15 protein-coding genes are annotated in these 13,714 nt (G+C 63.9%); 6 read left to right on the top strand and 9 right to left on the bottom strand.

All coding sequences use genetic code 11. From position 1 onward, the window contains the following. Together fahA and maiA are read left to right on the top strand one after the other, a co-directional pair. Positions 1 to 1,293 carry a fumarylacetoacetase gene (gene fahA / locus TZ03_RS14680; protein WP_051098729.1) on the top strand — a complete coding sequence of 431 codons (1,293 nt, stop codon included), beginning with the start codon at positions 1 to 3 and terminating at the stop codon, positions 1,291 to 1,293. A gap of 12 nt (positions 1,294 to 1,305) precedes the next feature. Further along, positions 1,306 to 1,938 (top strand): maleylacetoacetate isomerase, encoded by a 633-nt coding sequence (gene maiA / locus TZ03_RS14675; RefSeq protein ID WP_051098728.1) that lies wholly within the window; start codon positions 1,306 to 1,308, stop codon positions 1,936 to 1,938. On the opposite strand, the gene TZ03_RS14670 is transcribed toward maiA, so the two are convergent. Continuing rightward, positions 1,932 to 2,738, bottom strand: a complete 807-nt coding sequence (locus TZ03_RS14670) for a SirB1 family protein (protein WP_051098726.1) — start codon at positions 2,736 to 2,738, stop codon at positions 1,932 to 1,934. The genes maiA and TZ03_RS14670 overlap by 7 nt on opposite strands. Positions 2,739 to 2,861: 123 nt before the next feature. On the opposite strand from TZ03_RS14670, the gene TZ03_RS14665 reads away from it, so the two are divergent. Then, the gene (locus TZ03_RS14665) at positions 2,862 to 3,881 is read left to right on the top strand and encodes a Leu/Phe/Val dehydrogenase (RefSeq protein WP_051098724.1); all 1,020 of its coding nucleotides are present in this window, start codon (positions 2,862 to 2,864) and stop codon (positions 3,879 to 3,881) included. 126 nt (positions 3,882 to 4,007) lie between these two features. Here TZ03_RS14665 and TZ03_RS14660 read toward each other — a convergent pair whose 3' ends face one another. Both TZ03_RS14660 and TZ03_RS14655 read right to left on the bottom strand, forming a co-directional pair. Beyond that, positions 4,008 to 4,271: a YebG family protein gene (locus tag TZ03_RS14660; protein WP_051098722.1), complete on the bottom strand. Its 264-nt coding sequence runs from the start codon at positions 4,269 to 4,271 to the stop codon at positions 4,008 to 4,010. A gap of 389 nt (positions 4,272 to 4,660) precedes the next feature. After that, entirely contained in the window at positions 4,661 to 4,882 is a 222-nt protein-coding gene (locus tag TZ03_RS14655; RefSeq protein WP_051098720.1) for a DUF3077 domain-containing protein, read from the bottom strand. A 473-nt stretch (positions 4,883 to 5,355) separates the two neighbouring features. On the opposite strand from TZ03_RS14655, the gene TZ03_RS14650 reads away from it, so the two are divergent. Then, positions 5,356 to 5,826: a phosphate-starvation-inducible protein PsiE gene (locus tag TZ03_RS14650; protein ID WP_051098718.1), complete on the top strand. Its 471-nt coding sequence runs from the start codon at positions 5,356 to 5,358 to the stop codon at positions 5,824 to 5,826. 3 nt (positions 5,827 to 5,829) lie between these two features. Here TZ03_RS14650 and TZ03_RS14645 read toward each other — a convergent pair whose 3' ends face one another. Then, positions 5,830 to 6,120 (bottom strand): DUF3509 domain-containing protein, encoded by a 291-nt coding sequence (locus TZ03_RS14645; RefSeq protein ID WP_051098716.1) that lies wholly within the window; start codon positions 6,118 to 6,120, stop codon positions 5,830 to 5,832. Between the two features lie 178 nt (positions 6,121 to 6,298). Between TZ03_RS14645 and TZ03_RS14640 the strand changes: the two genes are divergently transcribed. Continuing rightward, positions 6,299 to 8,248, top strand: coding sequence for a pilus assembly protein TadG-related protein (locus tag TZ03_RS14640; protein WP_236692834.1), 1,950 nt, complete (start codon positions 6,299 to 6,301; stop codon positions 8,246 to 8,248). Here the strand turns inward: TZ03_RS14640 and TZ03_RS14635 are convergent. After that, positions 8,233 to 10,878, bottom strand: coding sequence for an ATP-binding protein (locus TZ03_RS14635; protein ID WP_051098713.1), 2,646 nt, complete (start codon positions 10,876 to 10,878; stop codon positions 8,233 to 8,235). The two genes, TZ03_RS14640 and TZ03_RS14635, sit on opposite strands and share 16 nt — an antisense overlap. Beyond that, complete coding sequence (locus tag TZ03_RS14630) at positions 10,875 to 11,315, bottom strand: TadE/TadG family type IV pilus assembly protein (RefSeq protein WP_051098712.1); 441 nt, start codon at positions 11,313 to 11,315, stop codon at positions 10,875 to 10,877. Before TZ03_RS14630 ends, TZ03_RS14635 begins: the two co-directional genes overlap by 4 nt. 75 nt (positions 11,316 to 11,390) lie before the next feature. Here TZ03_RS14630 and TZ03_RS14625 point away from each other — a divergent pair, with 75 nt between their 5' ends. Continuing rightward, the gene (locus tag TZ03_RS14625) at positions 11,391 to 11,825 is read left to right on the top strand and encodes a prepilin peptidase (RefSeq protein WP_051098770.1); all 435 of its coding nucleotides are present in this window, start codon (positions 11,391 to 11,393) and stop codon (positions 11,823 to 11,825) included. A gap of 9 nt (positions 11,826 to 11,834) precedes the next feature. On the opposite strand, the gene TZ03_RS14620 is transcribed toward TZ03_RS14625, so the two are convergent. From TZ03_RS14620 to TZ03_RS14610, 3 genes are read right to left on the bottom strand one after another with little or no spacing between them, the layout of a single operon-like run. Beyond that, positions 11,835 to 12,098 carry a DUF3613 domain-containing protein gene (locus tag TZ03_RS14620; protein WP_051098710.1) on the bottom strand — a complete coding sequence of 88 codons (264 nt, stop codon included), beginning with the start codon at positions 12,096 to 12,098 and terminating at the stop codon, positions 11,835 to 11,837. Between the two features lie 16 nt (positions 12,099 to 12,114). Next, the gene (locus TZ03_RS14615) at positions 12,115 to 12,816 is read right to left on the bottom strand and encodes a tetratricopeptide repeat protein (RefSeq protein WP_051098708.1); all 702 of its coding nucleotides are present in this window, start codon (positions 12,814 to 12,816) and stop codon (positions 12,115 to 12,117) included. A 10-nt stretch (positions 12,817 to 12,826) separates the two neighbouring features. Then, complete coding sequence (locus TZ03_RS14610; protein WP_051098706.1) at positions 12,827 to 13,714, bottom strand: type II secretion system F family protein; 888 nt, start codon at positions 13,712 to 13,714, stop codon at positions 12,827 to 12,829.

The following is a 13,714-nucleotide window of genomic DNA, read 5'->3' as shown; positions in this document are numbered from 1 at the left end:
ATGAACCACACTGCCAATGCCCGTAGCTGGGTCGAGCACGCCAACGGGCATAGCGACTTCCCGCTGCAGAACCTGCCGTTGGGCATCTTCAGCCGGCCGGGTGAGGCCAAGCGCTGCGGCGTGGCCATCGGCGAAGCCATCCTCGACCTGGAGGCAGTGCTGGCCGCCGGCCTGTTCGACGGTGCCGCCAAGGCCGCTGTCGAAGCCACCCGCGGCGGGGCACTGAACGCCTTCTTCGCCCTCGGCCGCAGCGCCCGCGTTGCCCTGCGCGAGCGCCTGCTGGTGCTGCTGGACGAGCACAGCGAACACCAGGCTGTGCTGCAGCCGGCGCTGTATCCGGCCAGCGACTGCCAGCTGCATGTGCCAGCGCAGATCGGTGACTACACCGACTTCTACGTGGGTATCGAGCACGCCAAGAACGTTGGCAAGCTGTTCCGCCCCGACAACCCGCTGCTGCCCAACTACAAGTACGTGCCAATCGGTTATCACGGCCGCGCCTCGACCATCCGCCCGTCCGGCACCGACGTGCGCCGGCCCAAAGGCCAGACCCTGCCAGCCGGGCACACCGAGCCGAGCTTCGGCCCCTGCGCCCGCCTGGACTACGAGCTGGAGCTGGGCATCTGGATCGGCCAAGGCAACGACATGGGCCAGGCGATCCCCATTGGCGATGCCGCCGAGCATGTGGCTGGCCTGTGCCTGCTCAACGACTGGTCGGCGCGCGATATCCAGGCCTGGGAGTACCAGCCGCTGGGGCCGTTCCTGTCCAAGAGCTTCATCACCAGCATCTCGCCCTGGGTAGTCACCGCCGAAGCACTGGAGCCGTTCCGCTGCGCCCAGCCGGCACGCCCGGAAGGCGACCCGCAGCCACTGTCGTACCTGCTGGACAAGCGCGACCAGGCCGCTGGTGCATTCGATATCGAACTCGAAGTGCTGCTGCTGACCGAGCGCATGCGCGAACAGGGCCTAGCTCCGCACCGCCTGACCTTGAGCAACACCCGCAGCATGTACTGGACCGTGGCGCAGCTGGTCGCGCACCACAGCGTCAACGGCTGCCAGTTGCAACCGGGTGACCTGTTCGGTTCGGGCACGTTGTCGGGCGCCACGCCGGGTTCGTTCGGCAGCCTGCTGGAGATCACCGAAGGCGGCAAGCAGCCGGTGGAACTGGCCAGCGGCGAGGTACGCAAGTTCCTCGAGGACGGCGACGAGATCATCCTGCGTGCCCGCTGCACGCGTGACGGCGTGGCCAGCATCGGCTTCGGCGAATGCCGTGGCACGGTCATCGCGGCCAACTGAGGAGGCAGGGGCATGGAGCTGTACACCTATTACCGTTCCACCTCGTCCTACCGGGTGCGCATCGCCCTGGCACTGAAGGGGCTGGGTTACCAGTCCCTGCCGGTCAACCTGCTGCAGGGCGAGCAACGCGGTGCGGGCTATGTCGCGGTCAACCCGCAGGGTCGCGTGCCGGCCTTGCGTACCGACGGCGGTGAGTTGCTGGTGCAGTCGCCGGCAATCATCGAGTACCTGGAAGAGGTTTATCCACAGCCCGCGTTGTTGCCGGCCACGGCCGAGGCGCGGGCCAAGGTGCGTGGCGTGGCGGCGATCATTGGCTGCGACATCCACCCGCTGCACAACGTCAGCGTGCTCAACCAACTGCGTCAGGCAGGCCAGGACGAGGCCCAGGTCAACCAGTGGATTGGTCACTGGATCAGCCAGGGGCTGGCGGCAGTGGAGCAACTGATTGGCGATCACGGCTTTTGCTTTGGCGATGAGCCGGGGCTGGCAGATGTGTACCTTATCCCGCAGCTGTACGCGGCTGAGCGCTTCAACATCGACCTCGACGGTTTCCCGCGCATCCTTCGGGTTGCCGCGCTGGCGGCCGAGCACCCAGCGTTCGTCAAGGCCCATCCCGCCCGCCAGCCGGACAGCCCGGCTCAGTGAATCGAGCGGTTCGTCGCCGGAAGCTTGCCGATCCGCTCGGACAGCTTCAGGCGCTGGACCGGGTCGTCCGTCAGCAGCAAGGCATGCTCCAGGTCGAAGCGCTCGGCCTGCGGGCAATCCAGGTGCTGGTAGAGTGAGGCGCGGGTCACGTAGTCGCTGACCTGCACCGGGCCCAGTTGCATGACCCGCTCGGCATCGATCAGCGCCGCCAGGTGCTCGTCGTTGCTGATATGCAACTGGCGCAGGTTGCGTGACAGGCGCTGCAGCATCTGCATTGGGCTGGCTCTGCGCATGTGCTCGGCGGTCAGCGCCAGGTGCGGGCCGAACTGGCGCGCCAGCAGCTCGCGGCAATCGTTGGGGTACAGGCGCCGGCCACCGCAGGGGTCGAGCAGGTGGTCGGCACCCGGTACGCGCAGCAGAAAATGGCCGGGGAAGCCTACGCCTTCCAGCGGGATGGACAGGCGCCGGGCCAGTTCCAGGGCAAGGATGGCCAGGGTCAGTGGTTGGCCACGGCGGCGCTGCAGCACCTTGTCCATCATGGCGGCATGCGGGCGCAGGGGGTGGTATTCATCCTGTTGGAAGCCCAGGGCATTGAGTTGGCGCAGCAGTGGCTGGGCCAGTTCGTAAAGGGGCAGCATCGGCAGGTTGGCGCTGATCTCGCGCTGCAGGTCATGTAGCGTGGCAAGGCTCGCTGCGGGCTCGACGCTACGGTCGTGCTCGGCGGCAATCCACAATGCGGCTTCCAGCAGGGCGACAGGCTCGCGTTCCAGGCAGGCCAGGCAGGCTTGACGTGGCTTCATGGGGCTTCTCCACACACGTTTGAGTATTAGTCGTGGCGCGCGGTTTCGTCCAGTGGTCCGGCGGCGGCGTCAGCCCCGGGGCCAAGCCTATACTGGAAGGAGCACCTTGTGGGGAGCCTGTCGATGTTCGCACTGATGCAAAGCACCCGTACCCAATCGCTGCACTTGTTTACCGACCCGCCCACGGGCCTGAAGGCCGTGGTGGCGATCCACAGCGAGCAGTTGGGCCCGGCCATGGGGGGCTGCCGTTACCTGCCCTATGCCGATGACGAGAGTGCCATGACCGACGCCATTCGTCTGGCCCAGGGCATGAGCTACAAGGCGGCATTGGCCGGTTTGCCGCTGGGTGGCGGCAAGGCGGTGATCATGCGCAACCCCCATGTAGAAAACCGTGCCGCATTGTTCGAAGCCTTCGGCCGCTTCGTCGATACCTTGCAGGGGCGTTTCATCATTGCCGTGGACAGTGGCACCTCGACCCTGGACATGGACTGCATAGCCCAGAGCACACCGCATGTGACCAGCACCACGGCCTCGGGCGATCCCTCACCGCATGCGGCGATGGGGGTATTCGCCGGCATCCGCGCCACGTCCTATGCCCGCTTGGGCAGCTACAACCTCGAAGGCCTGCGGGTGGCGGTGCAAGGGCTGGGCAATGTTGGCTATGCCCTGGCCGAGCAACTGCATGCGGCGGGGGCGGAACTGTTGGTGAGCGACCTGGACCCGGGGCGGGTACGGCTGGCGGTGGAGCAGTTCAATGCCCACCCGGTGACCAACGATGCGTTGATCAGCACCCCCTGCGACATCTTTGCCCCGTGCGGTGTAGGGCCGGTGCTGAATGGGCAGAGCGTGATGCAATTGCGTTGCGCGGCAGTGGCGGGGGCGGCGAACAACCAGCTGACCACCTTGCAGGTGGCCGACCAGCTGGAGTCGCGCGGGATACTGTATGCGCCCGATTACGTGATCAATGCCGGTGGCTTGATCTACGTGGCGCTCACCCATCGTGGCGAGGACCTGGGCACCATCACCTCGCACCTGGCGCGAATACCTTCGCGGCTGACCGAAGTGTTCGGCCATGCCCAGGCGGAGAAGCGCTCGCCGGCGCGGGTGGCGCAGATGTTGGCGGAGCGGTTGCTGTACGGCTGATGGATTTGTGTTGTTTGCACCGGCCTCATCGCCGGCAAGCCAGCTCCCACAGGTACTGCACAACCTTCAAGATTTGTGCGGTACCTGTGGGAGCTGGCTTGCCGGCGATGAGGCCGGTGCAGGTAATCACTCTGCTGACGGCCCGTCGAGCAACTCGGCCAGCGCATCCGGCTGGCTCTTGAACGCCCGGGCGAACACATCGCGGTTCTTGGCCATGTAGATACCCGCCTCCTCGACCTGCTGCTCGGTCAGCGATGGCACTGCCTTGTGCAGCACTTCAGCCAGGCGCTCGGCCAGTTCGAGCATCTTGTCGTGACGGTCTGCTTCGGCCTTATCCATGAACAAGCGCTCCGGGTCGCGGCTGCTGCGGTACACCACTTCGACGGCCATTCATCACCTCTATGCCTTTTGCTGGTTATGTTGCAGTTTTACTGTATTTATATACAGTAATGGCAATGTTGGTTGGTTCGCAAGCAGAAATTGTAGCGGGGTGTTTTGCGGGGCAAGCCCCACATCTGTTTCGGGCCAATCTCTCCTGTGGATTTACCGCTGCTTGCCTTGTTTGTTCCCTTCGATACCGAAGGTGTCACCTGTGCTTTTTTGCTATCTCCAGCCATGCACCAGGGAGCGAGTGCGAAGAAGGCAGGAGTAACTGGCCCGAAACAGATGTGGGAGCCGGCTTGCCGGCGATGCGCCGCGCGGGCGGCGCTCGATCTCACAGGCGCCAAAAATGCCACGGCGAACCCCTGCCAGCCCTCCTGCAACCTAAAGCCAAACCCTCACTGCTTCATCCCCAACTCAGCATCATCCATCAGCGCCTTGGCCATCGCACTCAGGTAATGCGCAGCCCATATCATCATCGGCTTCTCATCCATCAACCCGGTGATGGTCAATTCGCGCACATACCCCATCAACTCCGAAGACTGCTCGCGGGCATCCCTGCACGGGATACCCGGCGCACACGAGGTGCCCCATGACAGCTGCCATAAAGGCAAAGCCATGCGGTTAGTTCAGGGCGGCCTGTCAAAGCCGATCGTTGATTGGCAACGACCACCCAAGACTGGTGCGCATTGCCTAACACCAAAATGGCAGGGTGTGTCTTTGGGAAATGCCCTACAGAAAAGGGGTTTAATCTGATTTTTTCCCTTCGATATCGAAGGTGTCGCCCGTGCTTTTCTGCAATCTCCAGCCATGCACCCAGGGGGCGAGCGCGCAGCAAGCAGGAGTAACTGGCCCGAAACAAATGTAGGAGCGGGCTTGCCCGCGATGCGCCGCGCGGGCGGCGCTCGATCTCACAGGCGCCAAAACCGTCACGCCGAACACCCGGCAGCCTCCACGCAATCCACCATGTCTCAAAGTGCCTTGCGGCAATCGGTCGCCTTCCCAAGGCAAGGGCCTGGCCCTTTAACTGCATGGCACAAGCGTCACACCGGTGACGCATCATCCTTCAAGACGTATCGGGGAATGGAACATCGTGAACATCAAATGGGCAGAAAAGCTGCGCAACGGCTTGCACGGCTCGGCGGACTCGCTGGGCAACCTGTGCGTCGAGGCTTTCCATTACCTGGCGCTGTTCGGCATCGGCGCGATCACCGCCTATGCCGCGGTGACCACCTTCCTGGACATGCTCGGCAAGGGCGGGGTCAGTGTCGATGACATCCTGCTGCTGTTCATCTACCTGGAGCTGGGGGCGATGGTCGGTATCTATTTCAAGACCAACCATATGCCGATCCGCTTCCTGTTGTACGTGGCGATCACCGCGCTGACCCGCCTGCTGATCGGCGATGTCTCGCACCACAAAGCGCCGGATGAAGGGCTGTTGTACGTGTGCGGGGGCATCCTGTTGCTGGCGTTCTCGATCCTGGTGGTGCGCTACGCCTCGTACCGCTACCCCTCGACCAAGGTGCTGGACGCCAACGGCAAGGAAGTGGAGGAGGGCAAGTAGCCCTCAGTTGGCCAGGAAAGCGCGCTGCCCATGACGTGCGTCCCGGGTCAGCGCTGCCAGCACCTGCATGGGGTTCTGGCTGAGTTCGATGGCCAGGCCCAGGCGGATGCTGTCGATCACCCGCTGCAGGCGCATCGGGTCGTTACGCTGGGCTTGGCTGATGAGGCGCTTGGCGACCACGCCGGCGTCGTCGGACAGGGTCAGCATGATGCTGCCATCCAGGCGCTCGATGCTCAGGTTGACGCGGTACTCGGGGGCGAAGGCGGCGCTGATCTGGTCGAATGGGTTGTTCATGATTGGAGACCTGCAAATATTGACTGCAGAAGTTGACCGGGCAACTGCTGGATTGGTTCAGGGCCATTGATCGACAGTGCTTTTGCCGGGGTAGGGGCAGGGCAATTGGCCACTATCGTGGCTACACTCCTTTCACCAAAGCCGCACAGGTTGGCCTCAGGCCTGCAAAGGAGTGCCCGTGGTTCCTTCGTCTGCTGCCCGCCAACGGGGTGCGATCGGCCTGATGGCCGTTGTCACCCTCGGCCTTGCCTTGTTGTTCATGCTGGTGGTGATCGACAGCGGCCGGCTTTACCTCGAACAACGCAAGCTGCAGCGCATTGCCGACATGGCTGCGCTGGAGGCTGCCGGCCAGTTTGCCGTGTGCACCGGCAGCGGGCCTCAGGCCACGGCGATTGCCCGCGCCGCTGCCACGCGCAATGGTCATGCGCCCGGCAACCCGCTGACGGCCAGTTGCGGGTACTTGCAGACTGGCGCCAACAGCTTGCGTACCTTCACCCGTGACAACGACCGCAATGAAGCCATCCGGGTGGATGTGAGCAACACGGTGGCCACCAGTGTTGCTGGCGGGGTCTATAGCCTGGCGCAGGGCAGTGGCGTGCCATTGACCACGACCTTGCAGGCCCATGCGGTGGCATCGCTGCCCATGCCGCCGCAGGCGATGTTGAGTGTCAGGACCACGCTGGCGACTGTCGACTCGCGGCAGTCGGTATTGCTCAATGCATTGCTCAGTGCCTTGGGTGGTACCGTGCAGCTTGATTTGGCCGGTTGGCAAGGCATCGCCAGCACCCAGCTCAATTTGCTCGGCTACCTCGACCAACTGGCCATCGACCTCAAGGCAGGCGACTACCAGCAATTGCTCACCGCCGACGCCACTGCTACGCAATTGCTGCAAGCGGCGGTGAAGGTATTGCAGCAGAGCGGTGCGGCGGCAAATGTGGTGACCAACCTGGGCAAGGTGGCACTTGGCGCCAGCAACAGTACGTTGCTGCAGCTGGGGGACTTGCTCGATATCCAGAACGGCACGGCACAGGCTGGGCTGGATGCGAGTATCCAGTTATTGCAACTGGTGCAGGGGGTGATCCAGTTGGCGGTCAGTGAAAGTGCAGCAACGGTGGATTTGCCGATAAGCGTGCTGGGGCTGGTCAATGGCAGGGTGCGTCTGAAGGTGATCGAGCCGCAGCAGATTTCAGCGGTGGGCGACCCGCGCACTGATGAGTTGCGGGTGCACACGGCACAGGTGCGGGCGATGATTTCGCTCGACTTGCCATTGCTCAACTCGGTGTTTGGGTTGCTCAATGCGGTGCTGGACCTCGTCGGGCCGATAACCAATGTGCTTAACAACCTGCTCAGCCTGAATCTCGCCAGTACATTGCAATCGGTGCTATGCCTGGTCGGCGTGCCGTGTACTGTTACCGATATAGTCCTGGTCCCGGACAAGTTGTCGCTGGATATTGGTCTTGAGGTGGCAGAAGCGACGACGAGGCTCAACCCGTTATCGCCTGACACGTTCAGTTGCTCACCCAAGCGTCTGACGACACAGACCCAGAGCTCAGCTGCCAAGCTTGCAGTTGGGCGTTTCGAGTCGGTGGATGCGTTTTTCACCAGTGGCACTACTGTGGTCAAAGCGTTGCCACTGGTAGATATCGGAACCAAGCGGTGTAGCCAGGTCCTTGGTATCGGTACTTGCCAGGCTCGCATACCCTTCGCCGCAGGCGGCCTTGGCCTGCGTGTCAACAGCAAGGTGTTGGGCAGTGGAGCCGTCGAACGCCCGCTGCTGTTCCAGGCCCCCGACAGCACGCCACCAAACATTGGCCTCACCCCTGCTTACCAGAACATGCAAACCGCCAACAACAATGTCGTCAGCAGCCTCACCGATACGTTGCAGGGCATACAGCTGGAAGCCTACAAACCTGCGGCCAGCGGCGGCCTCGGCGAAGTGCTGGTGATCGCCGGCAACGTACTCAGCGGTGTCAAAGGCATCGTAGAACCTTTGATCAAGAACCTGCTCAGCCCGTTGCTCGCCCCCTTGGTCAATGTCTTGTTTAAAGTCCTGGGCATAGACCTGGTCAATGCCGAGGTCGGCGCCAACCTCAGTTGCTCCGGCGGCCGCGCTCAGCTGGCACTGTAGACCGGCAACCACACCCGGAAGCATGCTCCTTCGCCGCTGTTGCGCGCTTCCAGCCTGCCGCCCATGGCCTCGACGATACCGTGGCTCACCGACAAGCCGAGCCCCGTGCCGACCCCGGCGGGCTTGGTGGTGAAGAATGCTTCGAAGATGCGTTCGAGCAGGCGCGGGTCGATACCACCGCCGTTATCTTCCACCAGCAGGCACAGCTGCCCTTGCTCAAGGCGCTGGCTCACGCTGATCCGAGGGCTGGCAACCCGCCGCTCTAGCAGCGCGTCACGGGCGTTGATGATCAGGTTGATCAGTACCTGCTCGAGCTGGTCCTCATGGCCCAGCACTTCCGGGCACAGGTCTGGCTCCTCGACTTGCAACGCAACGCCCTTGCCGCTCAACCCTTCAGCCAGCAACTCCACCGCAGCATGCACCGCTACCCACGCAGCGAACGCCTGGGGTTCGACCTCGGAGCGGCGCCCATAGCTGCGCAGATGCTCGACCAGGCGTGCAGCGCGCTCGACCTGGGCGTCGATGCGCTGCAGTTTGCCCGTCAGGTATTCGACATCGGCCCTGCCGCTTCCCAGGTGCTTCAGGGTGTTGATCACAGCCAGCCGCAGCATAGTCAGTGGCTGGTTGATTTCATGCACCAAGCCCGTTGCCAATTCGCCCAGGGTGGCCATCTTGGCACCTTGCAGCAGTTGCTGCTGGCTGTGCCGCACTGGTGTGTTGTCACGCCCCACCGCTTGTACCTCCAACAGTTGCCCGCGGTCATCGAACAGCCCGCGCTCGGCCCACACCCACCAGGCATTGCGGCGCCCTGGCAATTGCAGGCACACCTCTGCGCTGCTCAATGGCTGCTGCGGGGTCAGCGTGGCGAGCCGATGCAAAAACGTTGTGCGCTGGCTGTCGGACATCCACTGCCCCAGGTTCATCCCGTTGAGCTGCTGCGGCGTGCACTCCAGCAGTTCGGCAAGCGGCCGGTTGCCGAACAGCAACTGCAGGTCCGGGGTGTAGCGGCAGATCATCGCTGGCGAGTCTTCCACCAACACCCGGTAACGTTCCTCGCTCTGGCGCACGCGCTCGGCGGCCTCGGTCGCTTCGCTGACATCCAGCCACAAGCCGACCACCTCGACCGGTTGGCCAAGGTCGTCACGCAACAGGCGGGCTTCGTCCAGTACCCAGTGATAGCCACCCAGTTGATCGCGCAGGCGATAACGGCTGCGTACCTGGCCATCGCGCAGCAGCGTGCGAGTGCGTTCGAGCCATAGCGGGCGGTCGTCCGGGTGCACTGCCTGGCCCGGCTGCCGCGCCAGCTCACTGCCCTTGGGCCAGCCCAGCATCGGCGCCAGGCTAGCGCTGAAAAACTCACTGTGCAGCGCGCCTTCGGCGTAGCGCTGGATGTAGATCACTGCAGGCGAACTGGCGATCAGGTTCTCCAACCGCGCGCGGGCTGCGCCGGCCTGAAGCTCCTGGGCCTTCAGCGCGCTGATGTCGAGCAAGAAGCCATACGCCTGGCGGCCATGCAGTTGGCCAACCCAGTGCAGCCAGCGCGGGCTGGCCACGCTGGTAGCTTCGAGCAGGCGCAGGCTGAGGCTCAGGGTAACGCCATCGCGCAGTTGCTCCAGGGCCATTTGCGCAGCCTCGCGGTCGGCCGGGTGCAGGCGCGACAACCATTGCTCGATGCTGACCTCGCGCGGCAGGCCAAGGCTTGCCGCCAGCGCCGGGGCGAAACGCAGTGGTCCCTGCAGTGGCCACTCCCACCACCCGGCGCCCAATTGCTGTTGCAGCTCGTCCAGATGGCGCGAACGTTGTTGCAACTGGTGCTGGCGAAGACGCGCCAGCAACGGCTCGATCAGGGCCTGGAAAAGTGCATTGGCCGCCTCTGGCGCAGGCACTGCTGGTGCCCCCGCACAGAGCAACCAGGCCTGAATGGCATGGCCGTGGCTGTATGGCAGGAGGAACAGCGGCAACCCTGCGCACAGCGCCCGCCATTGCGCTGCATCGGGTGCTACCTGCTGAAAACGCGCGGGCAGTGCTTGCAGCCAGGGTTGCAGGCGTTCGTCATCGGGCCAGGGCCAGTCGCCTTCGCTGCAGGCATGCGTCCGCCAGCCGGACTCGTCTGCCAGCAGCAGGCGCACCGAGCCAGCGTGCCAGTGTTCGGCCAGGTGTTGTAGTTGCTCGGCAGTGGTCTGCGCCAGCCACTCTTCGCTGCAGTCACGTATTGCCTGGCCGATGTCGGCGGCCAGCTGGTGCAGGGTTTGCCACTGCTCGTGCCTAGCACCTTGGTGCAGCAAGTCGCCGATATCGAACAGCTGCAGCATCCAGCCCGGGCCCTGGCGTTGCAGCCAGCCGCGGGTATGCAGGGCGTGGTCGTGCACGGTAACGAAGTCCAGGTCCAGCGCCTGCCCTTGCCAGTCGGCAGGCACACCTTCAACGACCAGCCAGCTGTGGCGGTACAGGTAGTGCTGCACGTGCGTGGGGGCCTGGCCAGGCGCGGCCAACACTGTGCGCAAGGGCCCGGACAGACGCAGCACGTGCCCTTGATCATCCAGCCAAACCTGCAGGCCAACGGCTGGCGGCAGCTCGGCCAGCGGCTCTGCGTCTTGGTTGCCAAGCCAGCGGTCGAACAGGCCGCTCATAGCTGCAGGCTCGCTTCGGCCTGCAGCGTCTCAGGCAGGCGCGGCACTTCGCCAATCAGCGGTAGCCTCAGCAGCGGCAGCACATTGGTCAGTTTCGTTTTGGGGTAGCTGATCGTGACTTTCAGCAGTTTGTCCGGGCCGATGCTCACCTGCGCATCGTTCGCCTGGAAGGCGAGCGCCGTGGGCATCCAGGACAACTGCTGGCGAATTACCGCGTGGGCAAGCGTCTCTACATCGGCGGCATAGTTGGCGCTGTTCGGGTCGATGGCGACGCAGCGGCGCACGGCCTCGCTGCTGGCCTGGTTGAACGATTGCAGCATCAGCATTGGCAGGGTGTAGCTGACCAGGCCGTAGAACACCGAAAAAAAGATCATGAAGACAAAGACGAACTCCAGCGCTGCTGCGCCTTTTTGCCGTACTGCCGGGCCTGCTTGCATGATTGCGTCTACCCTGACCAGAAGTCCTGAATGACAGCATAGAACCGTTCGCCGAACAGGGATGGCCAATTGCCAATATCCAGCATTGCGCTGCTTGCGTGGCTTGCCTTGTGCAGCGGACAAGATGTGCGTGAACGGCAGATTTCCAATGTGCTGACCTTGGGTGCCGCTGCCTGCGCGCTGGTGTGGTTGTTCGCCACCGGGCGCACCTTGCTTGGCGCCCAGGCCAGTGATGCCGGCATCGCACTGGCTATCGTCCTGCTACTGACGTTACCCGGTTATGTGCTCGGGCGTTTTGGTGCCGGTGACGTCAAGTTGCTTGGCGCGCTGGCCTTGGCCACCAGCCAGGGCCATGTGCTTGGCACCTTCATCGGTGCCGGGGCTGCGCTGCTGGTGTGGGCTGTCGGGCGACGGCTGCTGCGGCGCAGCGCAGCGCCGCAGCATGGCAAGCAGCCGTTCGCGCCCTGTGTGCTGCTCGGTTTTTTGCTGACCAGCATCTGTCTTCAGTGACGCGGTGTCTCAGTTGTTCGATTCAGTCACCTTGGACCAGCGATAGAAATCCGGGATGGGATATTTGTAGGTTTCCAGCCAGCGTTGCTTCGACAGATCGCGCTCCCGCGCCGTCTGCACCTGCAAGCGCCTGGACGCCTGCTCGCCACTGGATTGCACCCGCAGCAGCGTTTCGGTGGCCGTCAGCGCTTGCGGCTGCTGGCGTGGGCTGTCTTCTGCCCAGGCCAGCGCTACGCTTGCGCAGCAGGCCAGCAGCATCACATACCTGATCATGGGCTTCTCCTCTTGCTCAATGCCGCGTAAAAGCTGCGCCATCAGCCGCAGCGAGTGGCTCCCGGCCGTTGCTCTGGATCTGCCTGGCGCGTGCCTGGGCTTCGGCGAACTGCAGCGGCTTGAGCTGCAGCCGGCTGACCAGGTCGGTCGCTTGCTGCCAGTTGTTCTGCAGCAGTGACAGGGCCACCAGATTGACCGCGGGCAGCGGGTTGTCATCCTTGAGCTCGATGGCGGTAAGCAACTCGAAGCGCGCCTGTTCATAGCGCCCCAGGCTCATCAACACCACGCCCAGGTCGTTGCGCACCCGCTCGTCGGTGGGGGCAAGGCGCACGGCGCGCTGCAGGTTCTGCAAGGCCTGTACGTCGTCACCACGGGCCGAGGCAAGCTGGCCCAGGCCGTGCTCGCCTTCTGCCGCCAGGCAACCGCCGAGCAGGCTGCGGTACAAGGGCTCGGCTTCGCTCAGGCCAAGCAGGCGCGAGACCTTGGCTTTGCGCAGGCGCACCTGGTCGAGGTTATCTGGCAATTGCTGCAGGTGCGCGAGGCTGGCATGCGGGCGCCCGTCGTTGAGCATCTCGTCCGCCAGGTTCAGCGCCAGTTGCTGGTCGGCGTCCGGCTTGCCGCAACTGCTGGTACCGAACCATTGCCCCAGTTCTGCTGGCGGCTGCCCGGCGCAGCCGGCCAGCAGTATCAGGCCGGTGAACAACAGGATCACTTTCATCCATCACTCCCTAGGGGTTCAAGGCCCGCGCCAGTGCAGAAAATCCCGGCCCGGCAAGGACGATGAGCAACGCCGGGAACAGAAACACCATCATCACCGCCGACATCTTTGCCGACATTTTCGATACCCGTTCCTGCATGCGCGTCAGGCGCCGGTCGTCGAGCAGGTCCTTGAGCGCCAGCAGCGACTTCATCGCGCCAGTGCCCTGTACCAGCAACTGCTGGAGGATCACGCAGGTATCGATGAACTCGTCCACGGCCAGCACGCGGGCGGCTTTTTCCAACTCCGGCCCAAGCGCCAGGCCCGAGTCCACCCGCTGCAGCACCTGGCGCAGTTCTGCGCTGATTTCCGGCACCAGTGCCCGGCCTTCCTGGCTCAGCACGCGCAGCGCCTGCTCCACGGCAAGGCCAGTTTCGAAGAGGATGCGCAGCAGTGGAATCATCAGGCTCACTTCCAGGGCGATACGTTGCTGGCGGCGCTTGGCGGCGACCGCCAGCAAGCGCTTGGGCAGCAGGTAGGCGACGCCCAAGGCGCACAGCGGCCAGATCAAGCCGTGCGTCACTTCACCGCCCAGCACGCCTTGTTGCACAAGCAAGGTCAGTAGCGCCGCGAGCAGTGGCAATCCCAGTTGCACGGCGGCGAACAGCGCGCGCTGGCGGCTACGGCGCCAACCGACGCGGTCGAGCAAGGCCTGGCTTTCACCGTCGAGCTTCTGCAAGCGCTGCCCCAGCGGGCTGCTGCCCAACCAGTGCAGCCATTCCCCCAGGCGCGTCTCGCGCGCCAGTTGCCCCTGCAGGCGGCGGGCGACCAGCAAACGGGCGCGCAACTGGCGGGCGGCCTGCAGGCCAAGCAAGCAGGCAGCGATCAGCAAGCACAAGGCGCAGAGTAACAAGGCCAT

It is taken from the genome of Pseudomonas sp. 10-1B, assembly GCF_000935045.1.
Classification (GTDB): domain Bacteria; phylum Pseudomonadota; class Gammaproteobacteria; order Pseudomonadales; family Pseudomonadaceae; genus Aquipseudomonas.
Note: the sequence above shows the minus strand (reverse complement) of the source record. Positions and strands in the feature narration are given on the sequence as shown.